This is a genomic window from Cupriavidus sp. BIC8F (assembly GCF_032465815.1).
Lineage (GTDB): Bacteria > Pseudomonadota > Gammaproteobacteria > Burkholderiales > Burkholderiaceae > Cupriavidus > Cupriavidus necator.
In genome coordinates this window covers 1,587,639-1,613,107 of sequence record NZ_CP136095.1, presented here as the reverse complement: position 1 = coordinate 1,613,107, position 25,469 = coordinate 1,587,639, and the positions used below count along the sequence as shown (strand labels likewise).

Annotated in this window: 21 protein-coding genes and 1 pseudogene; 8 read left to right on the top strand and 14 right to left on the bottom strand. The window is 60.8% G+C overall.

What is annotated here, in order from left to right:
* Position 1: 1 nt before the first annotated feature.
* Together RS901_RS27470 and RS901_RS27465 are read right to left on the bottom strand one after the other, a co-directional pair.
* Positions 2 to 439 carry a low molecular weight protein-tyrosine-phosphatase gene (locus RS901_RS27470; RefSeq protein ID WP_316153677.1) on the bottom strand — a complete coding sequence of 146 codons (438 nt, stop codon included), beginning with the start codon at positions 437 to 439 and terminating at the stop codon, positions 2 to 4.
* Positions 436 to 1,575: a polysaccharide biosynthesis/export family protein gene (locus RS901_RS27465; RefSeq protein WP_316153676.1), complete on the bottom strand. Its 1,140-nt coding sequence runs from the start codon at positions 1,573 to 1,575 to the stop codon at positions 436 to 438. The genes RS901_RS27470 and RS901_RS27465 overlap by 4 nt, the downstream gene beginning before the upstream one ends.
* 787 nt (positions 1,576 to 2,362) lie before the next feature.
* On the opposite strand from RS901_RS27465, the gene RS901_RS27460 reads away from it, so the two are divergent.
* The 4 genes from RS901_RS27460 (at position 2,363) to RS901_RS27445 (ending at position 7,973) form a co-directional block, all read left to right on the top strand.
* Positions 2,363 to 3,547, top strand: coding sequence for an MFS transporter (locus RS901_RS27460; RefSeq protein WP_316153675.1), 1,185 nt, complete (start codon positions 2,363 to 2,365; stop codon positions 3,545 to 3,547).
* Positions 3,548 to 5,359: 1,812 nt separating this feature from the next.
* Positions 5,360 to 6,100: a transcriptional regulator gene (locus RS901_RS27455; RefSeq protein ID WP_316153674.1), complete on the top strand. Its 741-nt coding sequence runs from the start codon at positions 5,360 to 5,362 to the stop codon at positions 6,098 to 6,100.
* 572 nt (positions 6,101 to 6,672) lie between these two features.
* A complete protein-coding gene (locus RS901_RS27450) occupies positions 6,673 to 6,957 on the top strand; it encodes a septal ring lytic transglycosylase RlpA family protein (RefSeq protein ID WP_410054191.1) in 285 nt (94 codons plus the stop codon).
* A gap of 245 nt (positions 6,958 to 7,202) precedes the next feature.
* The gene (locus RS901_RS27445) at positions 7,203 to 7,973 is read left to right on the top strand and encodes a helix-turn-helix transcriptional regulator (protein WP_316153673.1); all 771 of its coding nucleotides are present in this window, start codon (positions 7,203 to 7,205) and stop codon (positions 7,971 to 7,973) included.
* Between the two features lie 17 nt (positions 7,974 to 7,990).
* Here the strand turns inward: RS901_RS27445 and RS901_RS27440 are convergent, their stop codons facing one another.
* From RS901_RS27440 to RS901_RS27425, 4 genes and pseudogenes are all read right to left on the bottom strand, one after another.
* On the bottom strand, positions 7,991 to 8,476 hold the full coding sequence (locus RS901_RS27440; protein ID WP_316153672.1) for a RidA family protein: 486 nt from the start codon (positions 8,474 to 8,476) through the stop codon (positions 7,991 to 7,993).
* Positions 8,473 to 9,339: a PhzF family phenazine biosynthesis isomerase gene (locus RS901_RS27435; protein ID WP_316157307.1), complete on the bottom strand. Its 867-nt coding sequence runs from the start codon at positions 9,337 to 9,339 to the stop codon at positions 8,473 to 8,475. The genes RS901_RS27440 and RS901_RS27435 overlap by 4 nt, the downstream gene beginning before the upstream one ends.
* Complete coding sequence (locus tag RS901_RS27430; RefSeq protein ID WP_316153671.1) at positions 9,332 to 10,315, bottom strand: tripartite tricarboxylate transporter substrate binding protein; 984 nt, start codon at positions 10,313 to 10,315, stop codon at positions 9,332 to 9,334. Before RS901_RS27430 ends, RS901_RS27435 begins: the two co-directional genes overlap by 8 nt.
* A gap of 171 nt (positions 10,316 to 10,486) precedes the next feature.
* Positions 10,487 to 10,570 (bottom strand): annotated as a pseudogene (locus RS901_RS27425) (short-chain dehydrogenase); the annotation flags it as partial.
* A gap of 494 nt (positions 10,571 to 11,064) precedes the next feature.
* Between RS901_RS27425 and RS901_RS27420 the strand changes: the two are divergent.
* A complete protein-coding gene (locus tag RS901_RS27420; RefSeq protein ID WP_316153670.1) occupies positions 11,065 to 11,733 on the top strand; it encodes a dihydrofolate reductase family protein in 669 nt (222 codons plus the stop codon).
* 1,254 nt (positions 11,734 to 12,987) lie between these two features.
* Here RS901_RS27420 and RS901_RS27415 read toward each other — a convergent pair.
* From RS901_RS27415 to RS901_RS27405, 3 genes are all read right to left on the bottom strand, one after another.
* Positions 12,988 to 13,209, bottom strand: a complete 222-nt coding sequence (locus RS901_RS27415) for a hypothetical protein (RefSeq protein WP_316153669.1) — start codon at positions 13,207 to 13,209, stop codon at positions 12,988 to 12,990.
* Positions 13,210 to 13,531: 322 nt separating this feature from the next.
* A complete protein-coding gene (locus RS901_RS27410) occupies positions 13,532 to 14,134 on the bottom strand; it encodes a hypothetical protein (protein ID WP_316153668.1) in 603 nt (200 codons plus the stop codon).
* 473 nt (positions 14,135 to 14,607) lie between these two features.
* On the bottom strand, positions 14,608 to 15,522 hold the full coding sequence (locus RS901_RS27405; RefSeq protein ID WP_316153667.1) for a LysR family transcriptional regulator: 915 nt from the start codon (positions 15,520 to 15,522) through the stop codon (positions 14,608 to 14,610).
* Positions 15,523 to 15,713: 191 nt separating this feature from the next.
* On the opposite strand from RS901_RS27405, the gene RS901_RS27400 reads away from it, so the two are divergent.
* The 3 genes from RS901_RS27400 (at position 15,714) to RS901_RS27390 (ending at position 19,333) form a co-directional block, all read left to right on the top strand.
* Positions 15,714 to 16,697: a tripartite tricarboxylate transporter substrate binding protein gene (locus RS901_RS27400; protein WP_316153666.1), complete on the top strand. Its 984-nt coding sequence runs from the start codon at positions 15,714 to 15,716 to the stop codon at positions 16,695 to 16,697.
* A 69-nt stretch (positions 16,698 to 16,766) separates the two neighbouring features.
* Complete coding sequence (locus RS901_RS27395) at positions 16,767 to 17,894, top strand: C45 family peptidase (RefSeq protein ID WP_316153665.1); 1,128 nt, start codon at positions 16,767 to 16,769, stop codon at positions 17,892 to 17,894.
* A 65-nt stretch (positions 17,895 to 17,959) separates the two neighbouring features.
* Complete coding sequence (locus RS901_RS27390; protein WP_316153664.1) at positions 17,960 to 19,333, top strand: L-serine ammonia-lyase; 1,374 nt, start codon at positions 17,960 to 17,962, stop codon at positions 19,331 to 19,333.
* A 387-nt stretch (positions 19,334 to 19,720) separates the two neighbouring features.
* Here RS901_RS27390 and RS901_RS27385 read toward each other — a convergent pair whose 3' ends face one another.
* The 5 genes from RS901_RS27385 to RS901_RS27365 all read right to left on the bottom strand — a co-directional run bounded on the left by RS901_RS27385 (position 19,721) and on the right by RS901_RS27365 (position 24,924).
* Positions 19,721 to 20,485: a hypothetical protein gene (locus RS901_RS27385; RefSeq protein WP_316151005.1), complete on the bottom strand. Its 765-nt coding sequence runs from the start codon at positions 20,483 to 20,485 to the stop codon at positions 19,721 to 19,723.
* Between the two features lie 349 nt (positions 20,486 to 20,834).
* Positions 20,835 to 21,713: a hypothetical protein gene (locus RS901_RS27380; RefSeq protein ID WP_316151004.1), complete on the bottom strand. Its 879-nt coding sequence runs from the start codon at positions 21,711 to 21,713 to the stop codon at positions 20,835 to 20,837.
* Entirely contained in the window at positions 21,710 to 22,474 is a 765-nt protein-coding gene (locus RS901_RS27375; protein ID WP_316151003.1) for a hypothetical protein, read from the bottom strand. The genes RS901_RS27380 and RS901_RS27375 overlap by 4 nt, the downstream gene beginning before the upstream one ends.
* Positions 22,475 to 23,097: 623 nt before the next feature.
* Positions 23,098 to 23,964, bottom strand: a complete 867-nt coding sequence (locus RS901_RS27370) for a hypothetical protein (RefSeq protein WP_316153663.1) — start codon at positions 23,962 to 23,964, stop codon at positions 23,098 to 23,100.
* Positions 23,965 to 23,982: 18 nt separating this feature from the next.
* Positions 23,983 to 24,924 (bottom strand): hypothetical protein, encoded by a 942-nt coding sequence (locus RS901_RS27365; RefSeq protein WP_316153662.1) that lies wholly within the window; start codon positions 24,922 to 24,924, stop codon positions 23,983 to 23,985.
* Between the last annotated feature and the right edge of the window lie 545 nt (positions 24,925 to 25,469).

The window sequence follows — 25,469 nt, the reverse complement described above, 5'->3', positions numbered from 1 at the left end:
GTTATCGAAGCGCTTGGATGCGCGGCACCCAGGCTTCCACGCCGCGTTGGATCAACCGCAGCACGTTTTCGAAGGCGGGACGAGCCTCGCGATAGGGATCTGGCACGTCGAACCCGGAAAGCTCACCGATGCGGAAGACACGACCGGTGGTGGCCGGATGCAAGTGCTGGATGTCTTGTCGCTGAGCGTTGTCCATCACGAGGATGAGGTCCGCACGCGTCGTCATGGCCCGGCTCAGTTGCTGGGCCCGATGGCCGGTGATATCCACGCCAATCTCGTGCATGACTGCGATGGCGTGCGCATCGGCCGGCTTGCCCGTGAGTGCACCAAGGCCAGCGGAGATGACGTTGGCATCCGGCAATGCCTCCTTGAGGAGCCCCTGCGCTATCGGGCTCCGGCAGATATTGCCGATGCAGACCACGAGTACAGTCTTGATCATTTGACCGTGTTCGCCGTGGACGTGAAGAAATTCCCGCTCGGCAGCAATTGGTTGATTACGCGGCTCCAGCGGACCACACCTGCGGCATCCACGTAGACAACGTCCCTCGGCTTCAGCTCGAACGATTCGGCCAGGGCAAAGGAGACAGGGGACTTGCCGTCGAGATGAAACACCTCGGCTTCGCCATCGTTGCTCTTGCGGATAACGTAGAGTTCCTTGGCGTTGGCCGAGAGGGGGTTGACGCCACCGGCTTCACCAATGGCCTCGCTGAGCGTCAGGCGGCCGTTGCGCGGCAGAACGGCAACAGGACGCACGACTTCGCCGGTCACGAATACCTTGCTGTCCTCGCGTTGTTCCACGCGAACGATGTCGCCGTTGCGCAGCAGGATTTGGGCGGGGTCGATGCCTTGCTGCAGAAGCGCAGGCAGGTTGACGACGTAGGTCTTGCCCTCGCGCGAAACGCGGATGCGGCTGTTGTCGCCCGTCAGGACGTTGACACCCCCGGCGCGGTTGAGCGCTTCGACCAGGGTCATGGGTACGTCGTCGATGTTCTGGGGGCCAGGCGTCTTGACTTCGCCGTCCAGGTAGACGCGCTTGCTGCGGAAGGCGAGCACGCGCACGGTGACCTGTGGCATGTTGACGACAGGCTTGAGCTGGGTGCTCAGCTGTCCGCGGATTTCGTCCGGCGTGCGGCCGAGAACCCTGACCACACCGGCATACGGGAACTGGATGGTGCCGGCGGGGCTGACAACATACCCGGGTATGTTGGCCGCACCGGCGAAGTTCGGGATCTCGTAAGCCGTGCCGATGGAGTACGTTTGCGTGGGAAACACCAGTTCCGGGTGGTCCCACACAACGATCGAGAGAATGTCGCCCACGCCCACGGTATAGGGCCTCGGGTCTGCGAATAGTTCCTCCACCCCAGCGTTCGCTGGCTGTGTGGAGGCCTTCAGAGTGCGCACCAGCGCCGGCGTGATGAGCGTGATTTTGGGCACCGATTCCGGGTCCTCCGGATCGAGCGGTCGCTGCGGGTCGAAGCGCATCCCTGGTGCGAGTGCACAGGACGCCAGCAACGGAACGATCCCCAGGCACACTACCGCCCTGCCAAACGTCAGCCTGCTTGAAAGCTTTAGCACGTCTCGATTATTCCCTTGTTACAAGAAGGCCCGCATTGTCCGCCGTCTCCTGAGCGGGCTGTGTTGCGGGGATTCCGCTTGTCCGACATGGCACACGCTGGTGCCTTTCCGCTTGTTTGCGCTGCCTGCGGATTTGAACCTGGCGGTGTTGGCTTCGTGCTGCTCGGCGCGGTGGCGCGCTCTTTTTGCACTGCGTCATTACGCGAATGACCGGCGAAGTGTATGGCTCCAGCGGCTACATCTTCAAGGCACAAATGGCGTTTTTAGCGAGTTATCTATCCCCACGTAAGAGTGGACCCGCAAAAGGGAGGGATGTGCGCGAAGCGATATTGAGCAAGAATGCGTGCCTCATCTAGCGTGGGAAATTCCGTCATGCGGCTGCGCATTTGGTCACGTGACAGCCAGCTTGCTGTGGTTCTTTCGGCCGTGTTCCTGGCCTGCAAGATCGTCTGATCCGGCGCATCTTGCCCACCGGATTTCCGGACGCCTCTGTACTCGCGCCCTTCTTCCCGCAATTTGCCAAAGCACAAAAAAAGAAGGGTGTAGGCACAGGGAGGCCTACACCCTAACGGGTCAGGCAAGGGGTCAGGCTTGCCGGGGTTGATTATTGATGGGGGTGGGACCGGGTCTTACCCTGCTTTAGTGGGCCCCACGCTTAGGTGGGGAAAGTCATGAATTGGAGCATTGACGGTTGAAGATGGGAGAAGGAGACACTCAGACAAGCGAACTCCGAAAGACTGTCGTCGCAACGTCTCTCGTCAGTGGACTGGAAACGTTTGACTTCACCGTGTTCGGATTCTTCGCGGCGATGATCGGAGACCAGTTCTTCCCGGCGGAAGATCCTCTGACTTCGTTGCTGTTGGCAGTGGGCACGTTTGGCGTTGGCTTTCTCATCCGGCCGCTTGGCGCGATGATGATCGGTGCCTATGCCGACCGTGTCGGACGCCGCGCGGCAATGACGAGAACCATCGTCCTGATGACCATCGGGACGGCGGCCATCGCCCTCTGCCCGCCGTTTGCAATGATCGGTGCGGCTGCGCCGCTCATCGTCATCACCGGTCGGGCGCTGCAAGGTTTTGCCGTCGGCGGCGAAATCGGCGTTGCCGCGACATACGTGATGGAGACTGGACCGGTTTCGATTCGTGGCCGCGTGGTCAGCTGGCAGTTCGTGAGCCAGGGCGCGGCTGCGTTGCTGGGAGCATCCCTGGGCGCGCTTCTCACGAAGGTGATGTCGCCGGAGGATCTGGCTTCATGGGGCTGGCGTGTTCCGTTCCTGATCGGACTTCTGATCGCGCCCGTCGGCATTTACGTTCGCCGCCAGCTTCGGGAGACGCCGGTCGCCGACACAAGGGGCAGAGCTGCTACCACGCCGCTCGCCGAACTGTGGCGCGAGCATCGCAGCACCATGCTCCTGGCGATCCTGATCAGGATGGGGTCAACGATCCCGGTCTACGTCATCGTCTACTACATGCCAAGCTACCTGCATCGCGTGATGCACGTACCTGCCAGCACAGGATTTTTGGCAGCAACGTTGTCCGCGCTGCTGCTGACTGTCATCCCGCCGCTGTCCGGCCTGCTCATCGACCGACTGCCCCGCCGCAAGCCGCTGGCCCTCTTCACGGCGGGATGCAAAGTGCTTCTGGTCTTCCCGGTCTTCCTGATGATTGTGCGTGCAGACGGCACGCTGCCAGTCCTGGTTGGCGTCGGGCTGATCAGCGCAATGGTGGCACTTGGCGCTGCCGTTGGCACCCTGCTTGTGCTCGAGGCATTTCCTGCACGGGTTCGCGCCAGCGGCGCCGCGATTTCGCATGCGCTGAACGTTGCGGTGTTTGGCGGCACCGCGCAGTTCATCGTGACGGGAATGATCAAGTTGACCGGCAACCCCATGTCGGCGGCCTGGTATATGGCGGCGACGTGCCTGCTGAGTTTCGGTGCGGTCGTGCTGATCAAGGAGCAGCGCCCACAAGCCTGAACCGCCCTCTCGGGCATATCCAGTCAGAATTCCCCAACGCTTCAGGCAGGCCGAGCACTTCTTTAATCTGCACTCGTGCTTCCCATCGCTTGAGGGGTACCGCTGATGCTGCGATGCAGCACAATGCCAAGCGGCACCCCGTTGCCAACTTTAGGGTGTAGGCGCATCCCTGTGGCGCCTACACCCTCTTTCTTTGCACTCAGCCCAAACGAGCTGTACGCAGTCGTTCGCCATGGCAGGTTCCATGGCGGAACACAAAGGCGGCAGGACAATGTGTCCTGCCGCCGCTCAAGCGCGCGCCTCCCCCCCGGCCCAGACGCGCGCCGCCATCCAACGTGCCTACTTGATGCAGGCGAGGTTGATGGCGAGGCCCCCCCCAATCGGGGACCTGGTTGTTGTTGACGTGCCTTGGGCCCGAACAGCTCATATGGATGCGTTTCATGGGATGCCCCCCTTCCCCGGCTCTTAGGCACGCAAATTCGATGGCTTTGGCGAGCGCCAACGATGAGGTCAATCTAGCTGGCGGAATTGGAATGGCAAATCAGCTCTATGGACGAGGGGCGCACGTCCCACCGCTGGCGCCCCGGATAATGTCGGAGCGCACGGCATTAATCGCGTCGCGCTCTCGCCTCGGCGACTTCTGGACTCTCGCAAAGCCTTGATGGACAAGGGATTGCCGACCATGGAGAGCAGTTTTTTGGAGGCTCCTGCAGGCACTGCGGGCAGCGGTATCCAGTGGCCTGAAAATGCTATCAATCCCCACTTGAGCGGGGTGCGGCGCGCTAAACAGTTAATGAAAAAGTATTAGATCAAAATGACCGCAAAAAATTTGCATAGCAAATGGAACGTCGTCGAGCACGCCGACTCACCGCGAATGTGCCACGCTTGCACTGATCGCGGAGCGCACGAACTTCAGGCGTCCGACTCTCAATCCCCTCCATAGAGGGGATTGAGATGGGATAACCCCTGAAATATCGCAGCGCAGCAAAGTCACTTATGTCAGACCTTAAAAGATTGGAATTCCTATTTCCGGCAGGTTTGGTTAAATTGACCTCAATTGCAGGAATCGGGGATAAGAATGCGGCCGGGCTGGAGTACCGCATGGCTGCGCGTTTCGAGGGATCTTGATTTTGCCTCCTTGGCGCGTGCTATCGATATGCGGGTAATGCTCAGGCAATACAAAAGTAGTATCAGTTTGCGTCAGTGACAACAATCACATTAGAACGGATATAGCCCGGACCCACGAAAGGGCCGGCTGGCATTTTCTTATTCAGGTCGACATTGCTTTTCGTCATCGAAAGCGGCGTGGCTGCATTTTCTGGCAGCGCGGCATGCGGGTACTGGCCTGGCCCTGCGGTTACGCAGGCGCCCAGACATCGCCGGTATTAAGAAACGACTAGCAATTACCGGTGACATGGCAGCGGGCGGGCCATTATACCGAGATCCCATCGGCACAAGGATGGCGCCTGCGAAGGCGCACTGATCCCGTTCGTACCCCGCCTGCAGAAAGAGTTTTTAAACGACCACAGTGGCACGCACGCCCCAGAGGCGGCGGCATGCTGCGGCATTGGATGTATGGGGTCCCACCAGGCAGCAAGGGATAATATGCGGCATTCAGGGGTATTCGCGCGTCAGGAATTGGATCGTTATTTTGCATCGTACGTGGGGATGGAAGGAGGCAACCCAGGAGCTCCCGTCTGGATATGCGACAGAAGCCCGCGCGCCTGGTTGGAGCCCCTTGTCGCGCCGCTGCAGCCGCGCGTGGCGCCGCCCGCTTGGGACGCCGAGTTCCGCCACCAGCAGCGGGAAAGCATGGGCAAGTGGCTCGGCCATCAGTACATTGCCCGCATCATGGCCGCCGCGCGGGCTGAAGCACTGCGCGTTCGGCTCGCGGACAACGACTGGGAACAATACTACTGGCGCCATCTCTACGCGCCTGGGGGCGCCGAGTTCAGGCTCAGCCTGTTTCCCCTGCCTGCCCAACTAGATGGACGAACGCCTTGGTCCAAAGCGTTCCGAGGCCAGCCAGAACTCGTCCCACAGACGCGCTACGAGGATCTGTGCCGGCATGGCGAACGCTTCCGGTTTCTCGCGAAGACCTGCGCCCGCTGGCGCCCGAAGGTGGTCGTTTGCCTGGGCCATCGCCATACCGACGAATACCTTGAAGCCTTCTCGCTAGGCGGGCTCGCCAGCGAAGAGCACGCAATCCAGCCGGCCGACCAAGTCAGGCGCTTGCGCATCTTCGCCAAAGACGGCACGACGTGGATCATCTGCCCAGCGCTCGGCGGCAGTGCAGGACTGATCTCGCAGGTCCAGCTCGATGCGTTTGGCAAGCTTCTGGGCGCTCGCCTGGCAGCGAGCGACTTCAAACACTGCCTCGATCTCGATCCCGTCGACAACGCCCCGTGGGCGCAGCTGGAGGTCTTGCCCGATCCGTGCCGGAGGAGCCAGCCGCCTGCCGACGCGGCTGGTTGCCATACGGAGGAACCTGCTCCGCCAGTGTTTCCCAGGAGCGAACACGCTCAGGCGGGGACTCGTGAATCCTTCGCCTAGTATGGGTGTATGCGAAGGGAATCCGGCATCACGAGCCGCGATAAAAGACCCCGTTATCGTGCCCTATCTTGGGCCCCGGCAACGCTGGCCTCACGCACTTACCGGTCTCACCTGCTGCCGGCATCCGTTGCCAGCCAAGCCTGGCCGAAGGGCAACGGACTACCGCGCCGGAAGGGAAACATGGCGCTGACTGCCTTCAGGCTTGCCACAATGCGGGAATAGAGTGGTCAACTCAACGGCGTCGCGTCAAATGCTCCGGGCAAAATGCGGAACCTTTGGACCACATTCGACCGATAGTCCAAAAACCAGCCTGTCGTTGGGTCGGACCTTCAGGGGCGTCGCTTGTCACCTAAAATATTGTCAAGGTGTTACGTAACCCGGTCACGCCGCCAACGCAAAATTTTGGAGACCGCTAGAACCACGTCTCGATAACTGACTGGTGGTCTATGGTGCTATCACTTCGCTATTTGGGATTCTTGGGAATCTGCGCTTTGTTCACTGCTTGCGGACAGATTCCGTCCAAGCATTCTGCGTGCAGAGCTGATTCCTGTCGCCCTCGGCACGAGCACGAGATGTTGCAATCCGGCGAGGCGTCATGGTATGCGGCAACGTTCCAGGGGCATCTGACCGCAAACGGAGAACGCTACGATGGCGGCGCCTTGACTGCCGCCCATCGAACATTACCGCTCGGCAGCCATGTACGCGTCAGATCGTTGGCTACCGGAAAGTCGGTTGTCGTTCGCATCAACGATCGCGGACCATACGTCAAGGGCCGGATTATCGATCTCTCTTACGCTGCGGCGGTGGCCTTGGGTTTGCCAGACGCGCGGTCGATGCACGTGCAGATTGAACGTTGATCGATTGCGGCTGCGGTTTTGACCGTTCTGCGCCACCGCGAATTTACGCACCTTGTGCCACTTAGTGTCTTTGTCGCCGTGATCGCGACCGCGGAGATTTCCTCTTGACAGGGCAGCACGGAAAGAACCTCCAAACAGCGGACCTTCACGGCGGGACGCTCCGACACCAGGCAGTGTTATGTGGTGAAGGGCGGGAACGGCGTATTATCGGTGGCATTCCGCCTGTGACTGCCGGAACGCCTGCGATGACCAACGATCCTCACCTGTCTCCCAAGCTTCACCTGACCGCCGAGCATGGATTCGCCCTACATGACAGCCGACAGCCTGCTTTTCGCCGAGCATGGCACGTCCACGACTGCGGCATGCTGTTGTGGCCGCGCATGGGCAGGCTCAGGACGGTTTGGAACGATTCGTCCGGCGAGCCAGACGCACTGCATGCCGCTTCGCTGGTGCGCGGTACCGCTGTATTGCTGCATGCGTCGACGTCGCACCTGACGGCATCCGAGCACGGCCTTCAGCAGCACGGGGAACTCTATCTGCCGCCCGATCGCCTGCCCGTGTGCCTACGGTTCGGCGCCATGCACCTGGACGCCGCGACGATCGCGATGCTTGAGGCGCTGCTCGCGCCTACGATCTCATTCACCAGCGCGTCCTGGCTCGTGCGCGCCATCGTGGCGCAGATCATGACGAGCCGGCCGCTGGCGATGCCCGAAGAGCCGGCGTCCGTCGCACTGCGCATGGTCCAGCGCTTCCATGCGGCGCTCGAACGCGACATGCCCTTGCCATCGATCGATACCGTGGCCGGCGAACTGGGCATCTCGATCCGACATTTGCAGCGCGCCTGTCAGATCGAGTTCGGTGCGACGCCCGTGACCGTACGGCGTCGTATTCTGGCCGAGCACGCACGCAAGCTGATTGCAGGAGGCCGGTCCGCCGCCGGCGTCAGCATGGATCTCGGCTTTGCCTCCAGCGGGCACCTGCACCGGCTGCTGCGCGAGGTGCCGGCGCCGTCGTAGCCTGGCGGCCGACGCCTTCAGGCCGTCATCACAATGGCGTCGACCTCAATCTCCGTCCAGGCCCGGTCCGGTAAGCTGGCCACGCCAAGCGCGCTGCGTGCCGGCAGCGGCTGACCGGGGAATGCTGCGCGCATAACCATCGAGGCCGCATCGAGCACTGCCGCATGTCGTGTAAAGTCCGGTGCCGCGCGGATGAAGCCACGCAGCCGAACGATCTGGATCACGCGCGACAACTCGCCATCGCAAGCCAGCCGCAGTATGGCCAGTGCATTCAGCACCGATACTTCGGCGGCATGGCGGGCGAGTTCCAGATCATCGTCGCTCCGGCATTGGCCCGCCATGGCCACGCCGTTCCGCCGGCATACCTGACCGGCAATCGACACCCATTGCGATGTGCCGACCTGGATCGCACAATACGGCGCATAGCTGCCACGTGGACTTGACACTTCGGGCAACGTGAATCCGGCTGCGGCAAGCCGCGCCTCGGGGGAGCTGTCCGTCACGCATCGCTCCAGGTCACGCTGCCGCTGAGCCAGCATCCGTCAGGCTCGCCCGAATCCGTATGGCGCGGCGCCACGAGAATTTCCGAGGGGCTGCCCATGGCATCGCCTTGCCAGACCGCGATGGAAGACACCTTCCCATCAGGGCCAGCCAGTTCACCCGCCTGGTTCAGAAAGCCCCATAAGGCAGCCGCCGCTATGCCGGTGGCGGCATCCTCGGGATAGCCGGACGACTTTGGAAATTGCCGCGCATGGATCACGGGTCGGCCGTCCGCTTTCGATACGCCAAATGCATAGGGATAGAGCCCGGTCGAGCCGATCGATCCGCAGAGCGACTCCATGGTCGAGAAGTCCGGTTGCAAGCTGTCGAGCACCGCCACGGAAGGCAAGGCGATGAGCGTCTTGACGCGACTCGTCGCGGCATTGGTGGCCGCATACGTACCGGCTGGAAAACCAAGTTGCGCCGCCACTCGGCCTGATGCCCCGGCGTCCAGCGCCTGGGTACGCACCGCCGGCTGCGAGATCCAGACGGATTGCAGCGCATCGTCCCAATACGCCAGCACGACGCCACTCAGCGTCTCGATGCGCACCGCCGGGGTCGTCCAGCGGCCCCATTGGCGCAACGCCCACAGCGTGCCCACGGTGGCATGGCCGCACATCTCCATCTCGTGCTGCGGAACAAAGAATCGGAAACGCCAGTCGCAACCGATATCACTCGGCAATACGAAGGCGGACTCGTGCCCATATGCGGCAGCAACCCTTCGCATTTCCGCCGCGCTCATGCCACGGGCATCGGAGACCAGCGGCACCGGATTGCCGCCTCGCCCATCGCGTACAAAAACCCGGATCAGACTGACATTACTCACCTGTAGCTCCCACGGAACTGGCAATCTTGCCCCAGTACGGGATGTCTGCTTGAACCGCGGCCTGCAGTGCGGCGGGTGTACCGGGGCGCGCCGTCACACCTTTGCTCGATAGATCTGCCACGACCGCATTGTCAGAGAGCACCTTGTTCAGTGCTGCATTGAAGCGATCGACGATCGCAGCGGGCGTTCCCTTGGGAAAGGCGATGCCATACCACAGTTGCTGCTCGAAGCCTGGCACGCCCTGGCTGGCGAACGTCGGTACATCGGGCAGCAGCGGTGTCGGAGCGGTCACGGCAATGGCGGCAATCTTGTGTGCCTTGATGTATGGCGCCAGTCCCACCGGATTGTCGAACATGATTTGCACCTGTCCACCAATCAGATCAGTGTACGCCGGCGCCGCACCGCGATACGGGACGTGAACCATCGGCACGGCGACGAGCTTCTGAAACTGCTCGCCCATCAGGTGCGACACGGTGCCGACACCAACCGAACCGAAGCTGTGCTGCGCCTTGTCGGCCTTCAGTCTGCTGACAAGCGCCTTGGCATCCGCCACCTGCAAGGTGTTGTTGGCGGCCAGCACATAAGGTGACGTGCCAATGAATCCGGCATAGGCGAAGTCCTTCGCCGGGTTGTAGGTCAGCTTTGGATATAGGGCGACGCTTACCGCGTGCGTGCTCGTCGTGACCACGCCGGCCGTATATCCATCGGCCGCAGCCCGCGCGACATAGGCAGACCCAAGCGTCCCGCCTGCGCCGCTGCGATTGTCGATCACGACGGGGCGGCCGAGCTCACGCTGCAACAGCGGCTGGATGGAGCGAACCACCAGATCGGTACCGCCGCCAGCCGGAAATGGCACGACCACGGTGATCGGCTTTGATGGCCAGGTTTCCGCATACGCGGCGACGCAACTTGCTGCGGCCGCGGCCGCCAGCACGGTGCAGCGGGCCTTGCGCGTTGAAATGGACAGGATGGACATGTGCACTCCGCTTGTTGGAATGCATGGAGTCTACGAACGTGTCGGGCGGGCTACGAACCGGAACGCGACTTTCAGCCATCCGAAATGCGCATGCGCCGGGGGCTTGGAATGACGACCGGCGCTTGCCTGCGGAAGCGATCGACACCGATGCGGCGGGGCAAGCGGCGCTGATCACGCAGTCGGAACAGTTCCTCCGTCGATAACGTATTCAGTGCCGGTGATTGCGCTGGCCCGCGCGGAGACGAGAAAACCAATGGTGCTTCGGCAATCCTGCAACTCAGATAAACAGCCTCACTACGGTAATACCGTAGTGAGGTCCGGCCTGCGTACCACCACCCGGCAATGATCGCCCCCCCGACGGCCGGAGGCCGGGGCCGGTTTCGATGGTCCGCCCCGCTACGCCGCCCATTTCATCGTTCGGAAGGCAAACCATAAGGCCGGCTGATAATGTCAGGTAGCCTGCCTTCGATCCGACGCATCTGCTTACGGAGCCCAATGGCCGCGATACTGCGGAAAGCGGCCGTCGCGATAACGCAGATCGAAAGGCAGTAATGGGTCGAAAACGGAAGTCCGTGGTTGCGGCGGCCCTGCGACTGACGAACTTCCGCGTTCGGCCATAAGCGGACATCCGCCTAACTGGAATTCTCAAGCCAACGACGGCCGCTTCGCGGAGCCCGAGCACCGCGCTTCGACAGGCAAACGCGTAGAATTGCGGGGTGCTCTGTCCTCCCACCCCACGGAGTCGCCCCATGAGAAAGCTCATCGCATCCACCTTCGTCTCGCTCGACGGCGTCATGCAGGCGCCGGGCGGCCCAGATGAAGATCCCACCGGCGGTTTCGCCTTCGGCGGCTGGACGTTCAGCTACTGGGACGAAGCCATGGGCCACTCCATGAACGGTTTCGACGGCAAGGACCGCGAGCTTGTGCTCGGCCGCAGAACCTACGAGATCTTCGAGGCGTACTGGCCGTACCAGCCGGCCGGCGACCCGATTGCGCGGACGTTCAATGCGACCAGGAAGCACGTCGCGTCGCGCACGCTGGGGAAGCTGCATTGGAACAACTCAACGCTCCTGCGTGGCGACGTTATCGCGGCGGTCACGGCGCTCAAGGCGGAGGCGGGACAAGACCTGCAGATCATCGGCAGCGGCAACCTGATCCAGGCGCTTCGGGCCGCATCGCTGATCGATGAATACAACGTGTGGACCTTCCCCGTCGTGTTCGGGCGCGGCAAGCGGCTGTTTGAAGCCGGCGCGAAGCCCGGCGCGCTGCGGCTCGTCGCTTCGCAAACTTCGACCACCGGCGTGGTAATGAGCACTTATGTTCCGACCGGCGACATCCCGCTCGGATCGTTTGCACAGACCAACCCGAGCGCGAAGGAACTGGAAAGGCGCGCGAAGCTGGCGCGCGAGGTGGACTGACGAGGTTCCCTACGAATTCCTCGACTCCATGCGCACTCCGCCTTCATCTGCATGAGCCGGGCATTTGTCCTGGCCGTCCCGCTAAGTGGTCGCGAAGAGACGACCGAAACGCGGGATGGAGGGCCGCCCTGCTCCGCTCGACTAAGATGTCTCGCAGGCAGCCAGGCCAGCTGTCACTGAGGCCGGTCGCGACATTGCCGCCATTATGTCTAAAGAAGAAGTGGAAGCGCTTCCGGTCGGGACCTTTATCAGGGCAGTCCCTTCGCACCTATTGCAGAGAAGTTTCTACGCCTCATCGTCGAGCGATGACTCCAATTGCTGTGCCGTCGGCAAGATTCAGCGGAAACGCATGGCATGGCACGGTGTCATCGAAGGGAAGCGGCGCTTCGTGCATGTGTGGACCCGACCGCCATGGCAAGCTCCTGGTTCGTGATGTAACTGCCCGCGCGGGTGGCGCTCTGCGCGTACAGATTCCATACTGGGAGTGGGTCGCCATCGCTGGTACGCAGCGAGGCTTGGACCGAAGGAGGCAAAGCCAAGTATGAAAACGCCAGGCTTGCTTCTCACCATTGCGATGGCGGGGATCACGCCGCACACCAGTGCAGTGGGATGCCAATATGACATGCAGTGCAAAGGTGAGCGGATTTGCGAGAACACCCAGTGCGTCTCTCCGCAATGGGAGGCCCCCAGCACAGGGCGGGCCACCATGGCTCCAGTTCCCTCAACCCCGAAGACCGCCCCGGCATCTAAGGCACCTCCTGGCGCTTCCCCACAAAAGAAGATCGTCACGGCACCTGCGCAGCCGGCTAAGGCTCCGTCAACAACGAGCAATGTCACGGCAGCGGGGCAACCCGCCAAGGCTTCAGTGGGAACCAAGAACGTCGCGGCGGAACTCGAACAGCCCGCCATGGCTTCGCCAGCGATCACGAACGTGCCGGCAGTCCCGACTGAGTTTCGCTATTGCTGTAGCAAGATCGGAAAGTTTCCCCTCGACCCGGAATCAGACGCCGAGGGCGATACCTGTCATGGGATAACCAGGGATGGAGTGTCCCTGCCCGGAAAGCCCTGCAACTGAACAATTTCCGCGCTTCTTTCCAAGAGGAGGAAAGAGCCTTCTGCATCGCTGCCATGCGTGCTACCGACATCGAAGGCGTGGGGATGGCGGTGCAGAAGTCATGTATGGCTCCCGCAGGGAAAGGGCAACGTGGAGCACGCCGCTGACGCCAACCAGTACATTGCCCTTGCACCATTACTTCACCTCTCGTCGGGGCTCTTGTATTCCTGAAGTTTTCCGAACACTTGCGCGACTAACGGCACTGTTGTGATGACCCCTACGGCGAGCAGCGTCCAGCCGATGGCGCGGCGTTGTTCCGGATTCATTCGGTTGCTTAGCAACAGTGCGAGGCCCGCAGCGCCTGCCGCCCGTGTTCCAGCAATCAATCCAATTTCAGGAATGGTCAGTGATACCTGTTTCATCTGTGCCTCCTAGCGGTTTGGATAGGTCTGAACCCGAGTAGTTTGCGGCGCGAGCGGCTGGCGTCTGTGCGCAGGCAGACACGGCTGCGAGCCTTGGCGCTCACCTTCAGTCGGAAGCCGAGGGGCCGCTCTCATGAACTTCAGCGACAGCTTTCAGGAGCCATGGACGACCGAAATGGGGACCGAAAACGGAAGTCCGTGGTTGCGGCGGCCCTGCGACTGACGAACTTCCGCGTTCGGCCATAAGCGGACGCTCGACATTCGGTCTGGTATCGCAATTCCCGCGTTGGCTGTTCTTCTTCACTGCCTTGGCGTTACCCACTTAACAGTGGGTCTTCCACGTTCCGACAATCCTGACAAAGCGATCCGAAATCGTGGGCCTGGACTGAACCAGCCTCTTCTGCTCCGTGCTCAGCACCGGTTTTTCGTTAAGCAACTCCCTGTTTGACAGGTCAGCGGGCAATACATTGACCTCGCGGTCGATCCACTTCGCCGATAGTGGCTGACGGACCCAGCTTCCCCCTCTAAAGCGATACTCTGTGTATGGCAAGGCTGGCCGACCCAGTTCATACCACTCGGTGCAGTGATAGAAAGTTGCCACTAAGAACCACTCGCCGTTATCCGGATCCCGGTCCAGCAAGATCGGAACATAATGATCGGACCATACACCGGGGTTATCCTGCCTCGCAGGCCGGACAACTTCCAGCGTCATCCTTTTGTTGATGGAGCCACCTCCGCCGCCCGCAATCCAGTTGCTCTTCATGGTTGCGGTCCGCGCAACGATGATTGTCTCGTGGTTATGGAGGTCGACCTGCTCCTTCCATTTCATGGTGGTATCGCCGCATCCAGAAAGAGGAAGCATGAACAACACCAAAAGGAGACTCCAAGAGCAAGATGCACGGAACGAATCAAGCATATTGCTCATGGAACCTCCCTATAATTGCCCGCACAAGTTAAATCGATTTGCTGGAAGCACACAATCTAGCAAGGAAACTCGCGCGTCCGCATCAGGCGAAGTGGGGTGTCTCAGCGCCACAACACCGCGGCCTACCATAACGGGAATTACGACTGCGTTGCAAAACTGACCTTGAGTCGCTGGTCGCTGGGCGCTAGCTTCCCGAAATTGACCATAAGACGCGAATGACTGCTAGGGGTCGCGAGCCGCCGACCAGCCGTCAGCGACAGTCGCTATTTGGTCGCCGGCGCGCTCGTCAAACGTTCCTGGGGCGCATCTGCCCATGTCGAACCAAGCGATTGAGCTCCCACCCATCGAGGGGAGGAATGAACGCATACAAACCTCGGCGACTCGCCGTGGGCGTCGCCCCCTTCCGGCATCATGCCCCAAGCTTGGCGTCGGCTGCGCCGCAGAGGAAATATCTGCGTGCCAACTTCTCCGGATTAGCTCAGCATCGATATGACTGCGTCTCGCATCCAGCGGTGCGACAGCGATGGGTCCCAGCGCGAATGCCATGCAATCGAGTACGTTCGATTTTGCACTTCGACGGGCAATTCCAGCACGCTCAGGTCGAACTGGCTTGCCAGAAGCCTCGCAACGCGCACCGGCAGCGTTATTGCCGCGTCGCTCTCGCGCATGGCGAACGGTGCCAGGGACAGCGTCGAGACGTACATCGGAAACCTGCGTTTGGGTAACCCATGATCCTTGAGAAGGTTGTCGACGTCGTTGTCCCGACCGAGCATATTGATCGTGCTGATAAACCGCATCTTGGCAAGATCGGCCAGTTCCAGCCGTTTCTCGCTGAGTGGATGATCACGCCTCACCAGACATACACGCCGTTCTTCAAACAGCGGAAAGAACGTCACGTTGTGCGCCTGGCGGTCGAAGCGCCCAATCGCGAGGTCGATGGTGCCCGTTTCGAGCTCCTCGACAGGCGTGACTTCCCCATATGTGGGGAAAAAGTAGGCGGCGGCGTTGGGCGCTTCAGTTTCCAGAAACTTGTGCAGCAAGGGGGCCAACAAGAGTTCGACGGCACTCGTCGTGCCGATCTTGAATACCTGGGCCGATTCGGATGGGCGAAAGCCCCCACCCTCCTCAAGCGCGTGGTCGACGGCTTCCAGTGCGCGCCTGACTGTATCGCGGAGAGTGCGGGCCAACTCAGTGGGCTCCAGTTTTCCGCGAACCCTGACAAAAAGCGGGTCGGACAGCTCTTCCCTCAACCGGGCAAGATCGCGGCTCACGCCCGGCTGCGTGCGCGCGAGTTTTTCCGCAGTTTTGGTAACGCTGCCCGTCTCCATCAGGGACTCGAATACCACCAGCAGATTCAGGTCGAAGCGTCTTAGCGACAGGAGATTCATTTGTCCGTCTCGGATGAGGGCGCACGGCACCTGTACCTGGCCGGCCCGTCTGGGCTTAGGCCGCATCCAAGTATACCAAATTGGGTATGTCGCCAAGTAATAATATGATGAAAATTTGATGTTCTCAGGCGCCATACTTATTGCACAACACGGTGTTGCAGATCGCAGCACCGGCATCGCGGAGACTGAAGATGAAGGATGTTTTCAAGGCGCTGACGTGCTGTGGTGCTGTGGCCGCCACCTGCCTGGCAGCGAATGCATTCGCCCAGGACACATTTCCGGCGAAACCGATTCGGCTGATTGTGCCGCTGCCGCCGGGCGGCGGTGCGGACGGCCTCGCGCGGATCTGGGGCGATTTTGTGGCCCGTCACCTGGGTGCAACCGTCGTGGTGGAAAACCGCGCCGGCGCGAACGGATCGATCGCGGCGGCATACGTCGCCACCCAGCCGGCAGACGGCTACACGATCCTGCTCGCTACCCAGTCCAATCTCGCACTCAACCGTTTCTCGTATGGCAAGCTGAACTACGATCCCGACCAGAGTTTCGCCGGCGTCGGCATTCTCGCCACCACTCCGCAAGTCTTGCTGGCCAATAACGCCGTCCCGGCAAACAACATCGCGGATTTGATCCGTCTGGCAAAGGCATCGCCGGGGAAGTACTCCTACAGCACCGCGGGAAAAGGAAACTCCACCCACTTGAACATGGAGATATTCGCCAGGCATGTTGGCGTGGATCTTCTGAACGTTCCCTACAAAGGCAGCGCCGCCGCCTTGCTGGCCGTTGTGGGCGGCGAAACCCAGTTGACCAGCGCCGTAGTCTTCTCCGCGATCCCGTTTATCAAGGAAAAGAAGGTCAAGCCTCTGGTCGTATTTGCCGACAAGCGGGTTCCCGAAATGCCCGATGTCCCGACGCAGGCTGAAATCGGGATTCCCAAGTCGCTGGGCGGCGGCTGGTATGGTCTGGTTGCCCCAAAGGGAACGCCCGGCGCCATCATCCAAAAGCTCAATGCGGCCACCACAAAAATGTGGGCAGATCCTGAGTCCCGGCAGAAATTGGGCAGGATCTACATGGCGGAACCCGCGGATAAAACGGCTTCTGCTGTTGCGAAATCCACCCGGCAGGATGCTGAACAGTGGGGCCCACTGGTCAAATCCCTGAACCTGGCGGCGCAGTAAGACTTCGTTGGGCAGACAACGGCTGAACGGTCCACTGCCCTTCATGACTTCCGGATGATGGATACCTGAATGCGTGCAATGCAATTCTTCCCGCTCGTGGACGTGGCCGGAGGGCCATACGACCGCGGACTGCAACACGGGCGCGCGGTGCCCGAACGAATCGCTGCCGGTGCGGCGCTGTACCGAGCCCAACTTGGCCGTCGCGGCCTGGACGATGCCACCATCGACCGGCTCGCACGCGCGATGCTTCCGCAAATCGAGGCCTTTGATCCCGCCTATCTGGGGGAAATGCGCGGCATCGCTCGCGGCGCCGGTACTTCGCTCGAAGACGTCGTCGTCATCAATTGCCGGACGGAAATGCTGTATGGCTTCTCGACCATAGACGACCATGCGGCACAGGAGGATGGCGGCCAGGATGGCGACTGCACAGGGCTGGTGGTATTGCCGAAACGCTCGGCCACGGGCCGGTTGCTACACGCCCACAACTGGGACTGGCGCGAGGAATGCGTCGATACCTGCATCGTCCTGCGTATCCGTGCCGAAAATGGCCCCGATATCCTGGCATTCACGGAAGCCGGTGCGCTGGCGCGGCATGGCTTCAACAGTAACGGCGTGTCGCTCACAGGGAATGCGCTGTCCTGCCATGAGGATTATCAGCATGGCCCCGGCACCCCGGTAGTTCTTTTGCGCCGGCGGCTCCTGGAATCCTCCAACCTGGCGCACGCGATGCGAACCGTATGGAACGCCCGGCGCTACTGCTCGAGCAACATGATCGTTGCGCAAAGCAGCACCACCGACGGGTGTTGCGCAAGCCTTGAAGCCGCACCCACCGACGTGTACTGGACGCTTCCTCAAGATGATGTGCTCGTGCATGCCAATCATTGGCTATCGCCGGTGGCAATTACAAAGCTTCGGGACCCAGGGCTGGCCGCTAGGCCCGACAGCCTTTACAGGCAGCATCGCGTGGAGCATGCCCTGCGCTCCATTACGGACCGTGGCATTGAATGGAACGATATTCGATCCATTCTGGCGGACGACTTCGGTTTTCCCGACGGGGTATTGCGCAGCCCGAAGCCCGGCGATTTCAGCAGCATCTCCGCCACGGTGGCAACGACGCTGATGGATGTCGCCCAGAAAGTCATGTGGGTGGCCCGCAAGCCGTATGAATGCCGCGAGTTTCAGGAATACACGCTCTAGGGGTGTAAGGCGGGCAGCGCCCCAATCGAGAAAACCACAGAAGCATCGTCACCCTGGAGTTTTACGTGTCATTCAGTGCATTGGACCTGTTCAAGATTGGCATCGGGCCCTCCAGTTCGCACACGGTCGGCCCCATGCGGGCAGCACGGCAGTTCGTCAGTGCACTGGAACGCGACCACATCGTCAACAGCGTTTCGAATCTGCGTGCCGAGCTCTACGGTTCGCTTGGCGCAACAGGGAAAGGACATGGCAGTGACATCGCGATCCTGTTGGGGCTGTCCGGCCATGAACCCGAGACCGTTGACGTGGCTCGCGTCCCAGACTATGTGGCGGATATCCGCAGCAGAGGCAGGATTCTTCTGAACGGAAGGAAATCGATCGCCTTCGACGCGTGTAAGGATCTCGCGCTCTACAGGCGCGCGTTGCCATTGCACGCGAACGGCATGCGCTTCATCGCCTTTTCCGCTGAAGGAACCGAGCTCCGGTCCGCGACGTTCTACTCGGTCGGCGGAGGGTTCGTCGTACCCGAGGCAAAGATGGACCAAGAATGTATGGGCTTCGCCCGGGAAGAGGTGCTGCCACTACCGTTCGACAATGCGGCAGAACTACTGGCAATAGCGGAGCGCCTGGGTATCCCGATCGCGGAGATCATGCGCCGGAACGAGGAATACTGGCGGCCCGCCGTAGACACGCGTGATGCCCTGTTGACCATCTGGAAAACAATGCAAGACTGTGTGGAGCGAGGTTGCCGCACCGAAGGCGTCCTGCCAGGAGGCTTCCAGGTTCGCAGACGCGCGGCACCGCTCTTCCGGAAATTAAGCAACAGCGACGGCTCCAACGATCCGCTGTATGCGATGGACTGGGTCAGCCTGTATGCGTTGGCCGTCAACGAAGAAAATGCGGCAGGCGGCCGCGTGGTGACCGCTCCAACAAACGGCGCCGCAGGCATCATTCCGGCCGTCCTCCACTACTACATGACGTTTGAGGCGGGCGCGGGCGAGGATGGCATCGTCGATTTCCTACTGACCGCCGCGGCCATTGGCATCCTCTTCAAGAAGAACGCCTCCATTTCCGGTGCCGAAGTCGGTTGCCAGGGCGAGGTAGGTGTCGCCTGCTCCATGGCGGCGGCCGGCTTATGTGCAGTGCTGGGCGGTACGGTTGAGCAAGTCGAGAATGCCGCCGAAATCGCCATGGAACATCATCTGGGGCTGACCTGTGATCCCGTGGGCGGGCTGGTCCAGATACCGTGTATCGAGAGAAACGCCGTTGCCGCGATCAAGGCGATCGGCGCCGCTCGCATGGCTCTTCATGGCGACGGCAGTCACCATGTCAGCCTGGACAAGGTCATCAAGACGATGCGCGAAACCGGGGCCGACATGAAGGCAAAGTACAAGGAAACCGCGAGAGGCGGCCTGGCGGTCAACATTGTTGAATGTTGACCCAACGAATATGGTGGTGTCGCGATACATCGTGTCCGGATTCGAGCATGGGGCGACGGGCGCGGATAAAGCCAAGGCCCGTATTCAGCTCCACTTCGGTCATCGGGTGGCCAGAGCATGAGCGGCAGAGAAGGGTCGTCTTCTGCCCTACGCGATCCGGTCCAAGGAGGAACGCTGGGTTGTGCTCGGCGTCGGGCCGCACCCGGCCAGTTACTGCCGCCCGACAAGGAAAATACACGGTCATTCGAGCGGCCGCTCCGGTCGATCAGTGGACTTGCATGCTCGCACAGTGTTCGGGCTGTCTCGGGGCTGTAGGCGGTCGAATATTCGATCTACTTTCGCTGACGTTCAGTCACGTCGTTATTCCGGCGGCCGCCATGTTCGTGACTACCACCCCATCAGGTCGTAGATGGCGGCGGCCTGGACGATGTAGAGCAGGTCGAACTCTCGCGAGTATTCGTAGACGATTCCAGCGAAGCTGTGACTGATGATGCCTGCCTCGCTTTCGTGAATCCGCAGGACCGGGCACCCGCTGATGCCGCCGATCGTTGCCGGCTCTGGCTCGTATCCTTGCCGAACCCATTCCGCGCGCTCGAATTGACAGACCAGATAGTCGTCCCGCGACGTCGTCACCGGTGTCGCGCCGCAGCTGTAGCTTCCGAAGTTGAATTCCGCCACGCTAGGCTGAAGGCGAAGATCGCCAGGAAATCCGCCAAAGGCAATTCCCGTCCCCTCGGGCACGAGCTCCGGGCGCGCATCCTCGATCTTCAGGAATGCTTCGCCAATGCCGTTGGAATCGCTGGTAATCTCGGCGGCCTGCGCTGCCGATAGCCGGATCACCGCGACGTCTGGCCTGTCACGTTCCCCGGCCAACTGCGCGAGCGGATCGAGCCGGCAATTCCCGACTTGGAAGAAGGCCTGTTCGGATTCCGCGCGCTTCTGGCGGAACCCATCGAGGACGTGATGACACGTTATCGCGAAGTGCGTTTCGCCACGGCGAATCAGGGAAGCCGATCCGTTGTTCACGGTCAGCGGCTCGCCGCGGCGCGGCAAGATTCCGAAAAATGCTGGCTTTGTAAAGCGCAGCGGAAAACGCACGAGTTCAAGTCCGAACGGACCAGCGAGCAGTGCTCTTGCTTCGTCTGGCGTCATTTTGGATGCCCCAGCGGGTGGATCGCGAACCCACATAATTAGCAAGTTCCTCGCGATCCGTAAAGAGGCCAAAATTCGGATCAGTTCGCGTCCTTGGCGCCGTATTTAGTGTCGCCGAGGTGCGGAGACTCACATCAACGGTGTTTAACCTAACTGGTTTGGAACGTGTGTCGATGGTCCGTCGTCGTTCCTGCAGAAGCAAACGGCCCGCATACCCAGAACCGGCCGTTGAGGTCGCGCCGCATCTGGAGGCCGCTCAGGGTCGATGACAGTCGTCGCCGCAGCCCATGGCGCACCACCTATGGCACCGGAAATTCGCGCTGAATCGTGGAAAGGCAGGCGCAAGCCCTTACTTGAACTGCACCGTCGACTTCCAGGCACCGGTGATGCCGTCCTTGTTGGCTACGAAAGCAGCGGGCGTGAGCACGAACGAATAGACACGCTCACCACCCCCCGGTAGCTCGAACTTCCCCTCTTTGCTGATGAGTAGTGGGAACGACCCGCTGGCAATCGGCGACTGGGGCAGATCGAATCCCATCGGCTGACCGAGCGTGGTTATTGGCTTTATTTCAATCTCTGCCGTAACCTTCACCTCCTTTGGGCTGACGAAACTTGCCTTATAGTCGATGGAACGGCCGTCGGCAGAGCGCGCGAATGCCAACAGCAACTGAAGGTCGAGTGTCTTTTTGAAGTCGACGCCAATGGACGAACCCACTCCGCCACCAGAAGGGCAGTAGCTGCCAAAGGGGTAGTAGATTCGGTGCCCCTTGAACTGGAACTTCACCTGCACGTGGCCATCGATGTTGACGCGGCTGCCGAGGGCGATCGCTCCATCATCTCGTATGGAGGCCGCCACATTGGACAGGGCAGCTTTTACGTTCAGGCTGTCGCTTTCATCAAGCTTGACATAGCTGCCGCACCACGCCCCACCGTTGTACCAAAGGTTGCCATTGCGGCCGGTCGACCGCACGGTGATGAGGCGCGCGGCCGGTGGCCTGGCGTTAATTTCCGCCACGGACTCAACCAATGGCGTGAGCGAGGCGAAGACCCGCAGATCGGCTCCGGTGACCGTGAGCGGCGCTACTAGCGGCGCGACCTCCGCCCGGAGCTTCACGAGTTCGGCCTCCTTGGCGGCCACTTCATCTACCACCCCGGCGGCCAACGCAGATCCAGACGCGGTCATTGCCGCTGCGATCGAAAAGGCGATACGTGCGCTCTTCATCTTCATGCCTCCGAATCCACATTGACCTTGCCGTAGACGTGAATCCCGTCAGGCAGAACGACGACCTTGTTGACCGCAGCCTTTCCCTTCAGCGAGAGGTCCGGCGTGGAAATCACACCGAGAACACCGGTGAACTGGATGGGCGTTTCCTTGGCAGGCACATTGAGCGGAATGTCGGTCTCCACGGGCACGCGGATAACGCCGGCGGTTCGAAGCTCATTGTTCACCTTCACTTGCATCAGGTCGCGCACGAAACCGCTGAGGCGAAAGTCCAGGAAGGCCCACTTGGCGCTAGGCACCATACTGTCGACGTGTACCTTAAGCTCCAGCTGCGAAGATTTGCCTGCCGCTCCGGCCACTATGGTCGGCATCAGTCGAGCGACACCCACGAGAGCGAGCTCAGCGTCCAGCCCCTTCTTCTTGCCAGTGGCTTCGATCCTGAGCAGCGGGTAGCCCATCTTGAAGTCCGTCCGGATCGACTTGACGGTGACCGTCGCGCCCTCAACGTGGGGCACGGGCACGTCCACACCATCAGCACCCTTGAGGATGCCGTTGATCAGATCGGCGGACAGAAAGACACTGACCGCTCCTGGGCCAGTCAGTGACGGTACGCCGGTGGCCACCGTTGCCTTGAGATCCTTGAGCGCGGCCTCTTCGGCCTTCAAGACCTCAAGGCGCTGCGTCAGCAGTTCTTGATCGGTATCGCACCCTGCAAGAACTAGGGCAAAAGGCAGCGCGACGGCTGCAGCGAGTCGTGTTACGCGCATGAGTCCCTCCTGGTTAGGGCTCAAATGTTACAGGATGTTTCAGAAAATTTTTCAAAAGTTTTTGTTGGACCACTTGTAACGGCACTCCAAGTCGGGCGGCAATGTCGGCGGCAGAGCAACCGCTCAATAAGATGGCGCCGCGCCGCTGAACGCGGCAGCAAGAGTTCGTGTGCGAATCGGTCCATGCGGAGCCGGCGTTCCCATAGTCAAACACGCGTTTTATGCCGACCGGCGCATCCTCGGCCGAGCGGTCCGGCTCGACTTCCTCCCCTCACTACGTACTGAGCCCCGCCTTCCAAGACGAAATGTCTCAGTTCATCGGCGATCAGGAAGGCGCGGTCGAGACACCGCTGCAGCGAGCTTGATCCATGCAACGAAGTCAACGAACGCAGCGAAGCGTGCCAATGCTGGCCGAGCCACATCTGGGGCGATACAGACTCGCGGATGGCCCGTTTGGCCCCAGAAGCTGCCGTAGACGGGGTGCTGCGCAAATGGCGCTTGAGGGTCGGCTTCTGCCGACCGCCGCCAGCTTGTCGGATCGACGGGACGATCGGGCGCTTCCCGGCCAGTAACAGCCCTTCGGGCGTGTCCGACGCATGACGGCTGCTGAGCCGAAGCGGCCGTTAGGGGATGCTGTTAGTGCGAGTACTGACTCGCTTGAAATTACCCTCGGGATGCGGGCCTGCGTAAGTGACGATCACGTACCGGATGCCTCCGACGATGGTGTGGTGATAGAAGAGCCGCGCGGCTCCTTGAGGGGTGGTGGCGTCGCCTTGCTTCAAATGCGCCTGCACGGTTTCGTTGAGAACCAAAACCTCTCCGAACCGAAGTTCCAGGGTGCTTTCGTTTGGCCCATTCTGTGCGTGCATGAGCCGCCGCTGCCTAAAGAACGCGTCGATTCGACCATCGGATCCGTCCCTCGCAAATTCTGCCAGCGCTTCGATAGCGCGATTCAAGAATTCTCGGCGAATGGGCTCAACCAGGTCGCACGTCTCGTACACCTGTTCGACGATGATCACCTGCGGGTTCGCGTCGCAGACCTGCCGGAAGTATTCGGAGGGGAGAGTTGGCTCATCCGCATCGACCTGTACGACTGGTATCTCGCGCCAGAGTCTCTGGCGCATCTGCTCGAGCAATGCTGGGTCCGCTTTTGTCTTCTTCTGGATGGGCGGCCAGCCGTCTTCGCCGCTGACTGCGCGAACGACGGTAGCTCCAGAATCAACCAGCACACCGAGTTCACCGTCGAGCTCGTCCGGCATCTCCGCATAGGGCATGACGATGACGTGCGCATCACGGAAGTCGTCGAGCGAATCCGCGTAGTCCCTCAATGCGTTCACTGCTTCGCCCGGATACGGGATGAGCATATACGAATGGCCCTTGTTGCCCATGTCCGCAAGAACAATCCTCGCGTCGACACCCATTCGCGCGCAGTCCGCGTTGAAGCGTTGACGCATTGACTTCAGGAGCCCGATCACCAGCACGCCACTCATGACTTCGTCCCGTTTGCGTCACATACGGGACTTGATCATGATGGTGCTCAGCAACAGTGGCAGGACGACACGCTCGAGATCTTCATCGGCGATCAACTCAAGTAGCTTGAGCACTTGGTCGCGCGCCGATCCTGTCGAGATTGGCATTGGGCCTGCCGCCAGCGATGCGGTTGCATGCGAGGCAACCGATCCCACAGCGCCCAATTCTGAAGTCGTGGTTGAAGGCCGTTGCGTGTAAATCACACCGTCGTCAACATCATGAGCTCGCACCCATTGCTGGATGATGTCGGTCACGCGTGTCGTTCTGAACCGGCTCCATGCTTGACCGTGCGTCCCCAATGCGCGTGTAAACGTCGCGTTGAGCGTGCTGGAATAGGGTTCCCCTATCATCGGTTCGAGCGCCGACTTTTCGGCCTGACCAAGCGGTGCCGTTTCCAGAAACTCACGCATCCATCCACCTTGCGTTGCCTGCGAGATCGGCTCGATCTGCGTGTATTGCTCGGGAGCGGCTTCTACGGCCTGACGCGCTTCACTATCCGAGCTTTCGAGATAGTGAACAATTCGTCCGTTTGGTCCGAGAAAGCGCTTCCGATCAGGGTCGGGGTTGGCAAATGCCTGCCAGACGGCGGTACGGATAACGGAAGTTGTTGAGGGCGCAGGCACCCCGGCGTGCTCGTGCGCGACAGCCCGGGACATGGGCGTTGAATGCTTGAGTGAAACGAGGATGTCTCCGGCGCCCTCCGGCCTCTGCACGGCAACAAGATGTCCATGCACGCGTATCAGATAGTCAGTGAACTTGCGGAAGCCGAGTGCTTTCTCGTCGAAAGTGCCTAGGCCGTTTGCAACAAGTGCGGCGTTCAGTCGCTGCTTGAGGCGGGCACCTAGTTCGGGCTCGGGGGAAATTACAGACAGAAGCTGCGTCAGCAGCTTATCTATGGGTGGATCACGCGGATCGGGCATGGTCGACTCGTCAGGGCAGGAGCAATGAAATAACCCGCTACGAGCGTAGCGGGTATTTCGTTTTGAAATTCATATATTGCTTCTGAGTTCCCTGACTAGAGTAGCGTCGCCTGGCTGGAAGAACTCGGCACCCAGCTGACCATTGGCGCTACCCAAGCTCTCGAGATGCTCCTAGATGCACTTGATCTGGCCGATCTCGAAATAGCACCGGGACATAAAAAGTCCCAGCGAGTGCGAGGATATTATCGTCTTGGTCACTGTGTGTCAACGCGCGTGCTCACGATTTTGCGCGCCTCGGCTGCGTGTGTGCGGCCCATCCAACATATTTCCCCCATTTTACGCGGTTCAGCGTGGCATCCGATGACGCTTCCCGCAGTCGAGCGATTGTAGCGCTGCGATACCCGAGCAACCTTGCCACCGAACGCTCGCTTTCGCCAGCCTCGAGGCGGTGGAGAGCGTCGGCCCGTTGATAGGCGGTTAGCGCTTGTGGGGGCCCCGAGCCACCAGCTTGGACGGACCTTCGAACGGCGATTCCACCTCGGAAG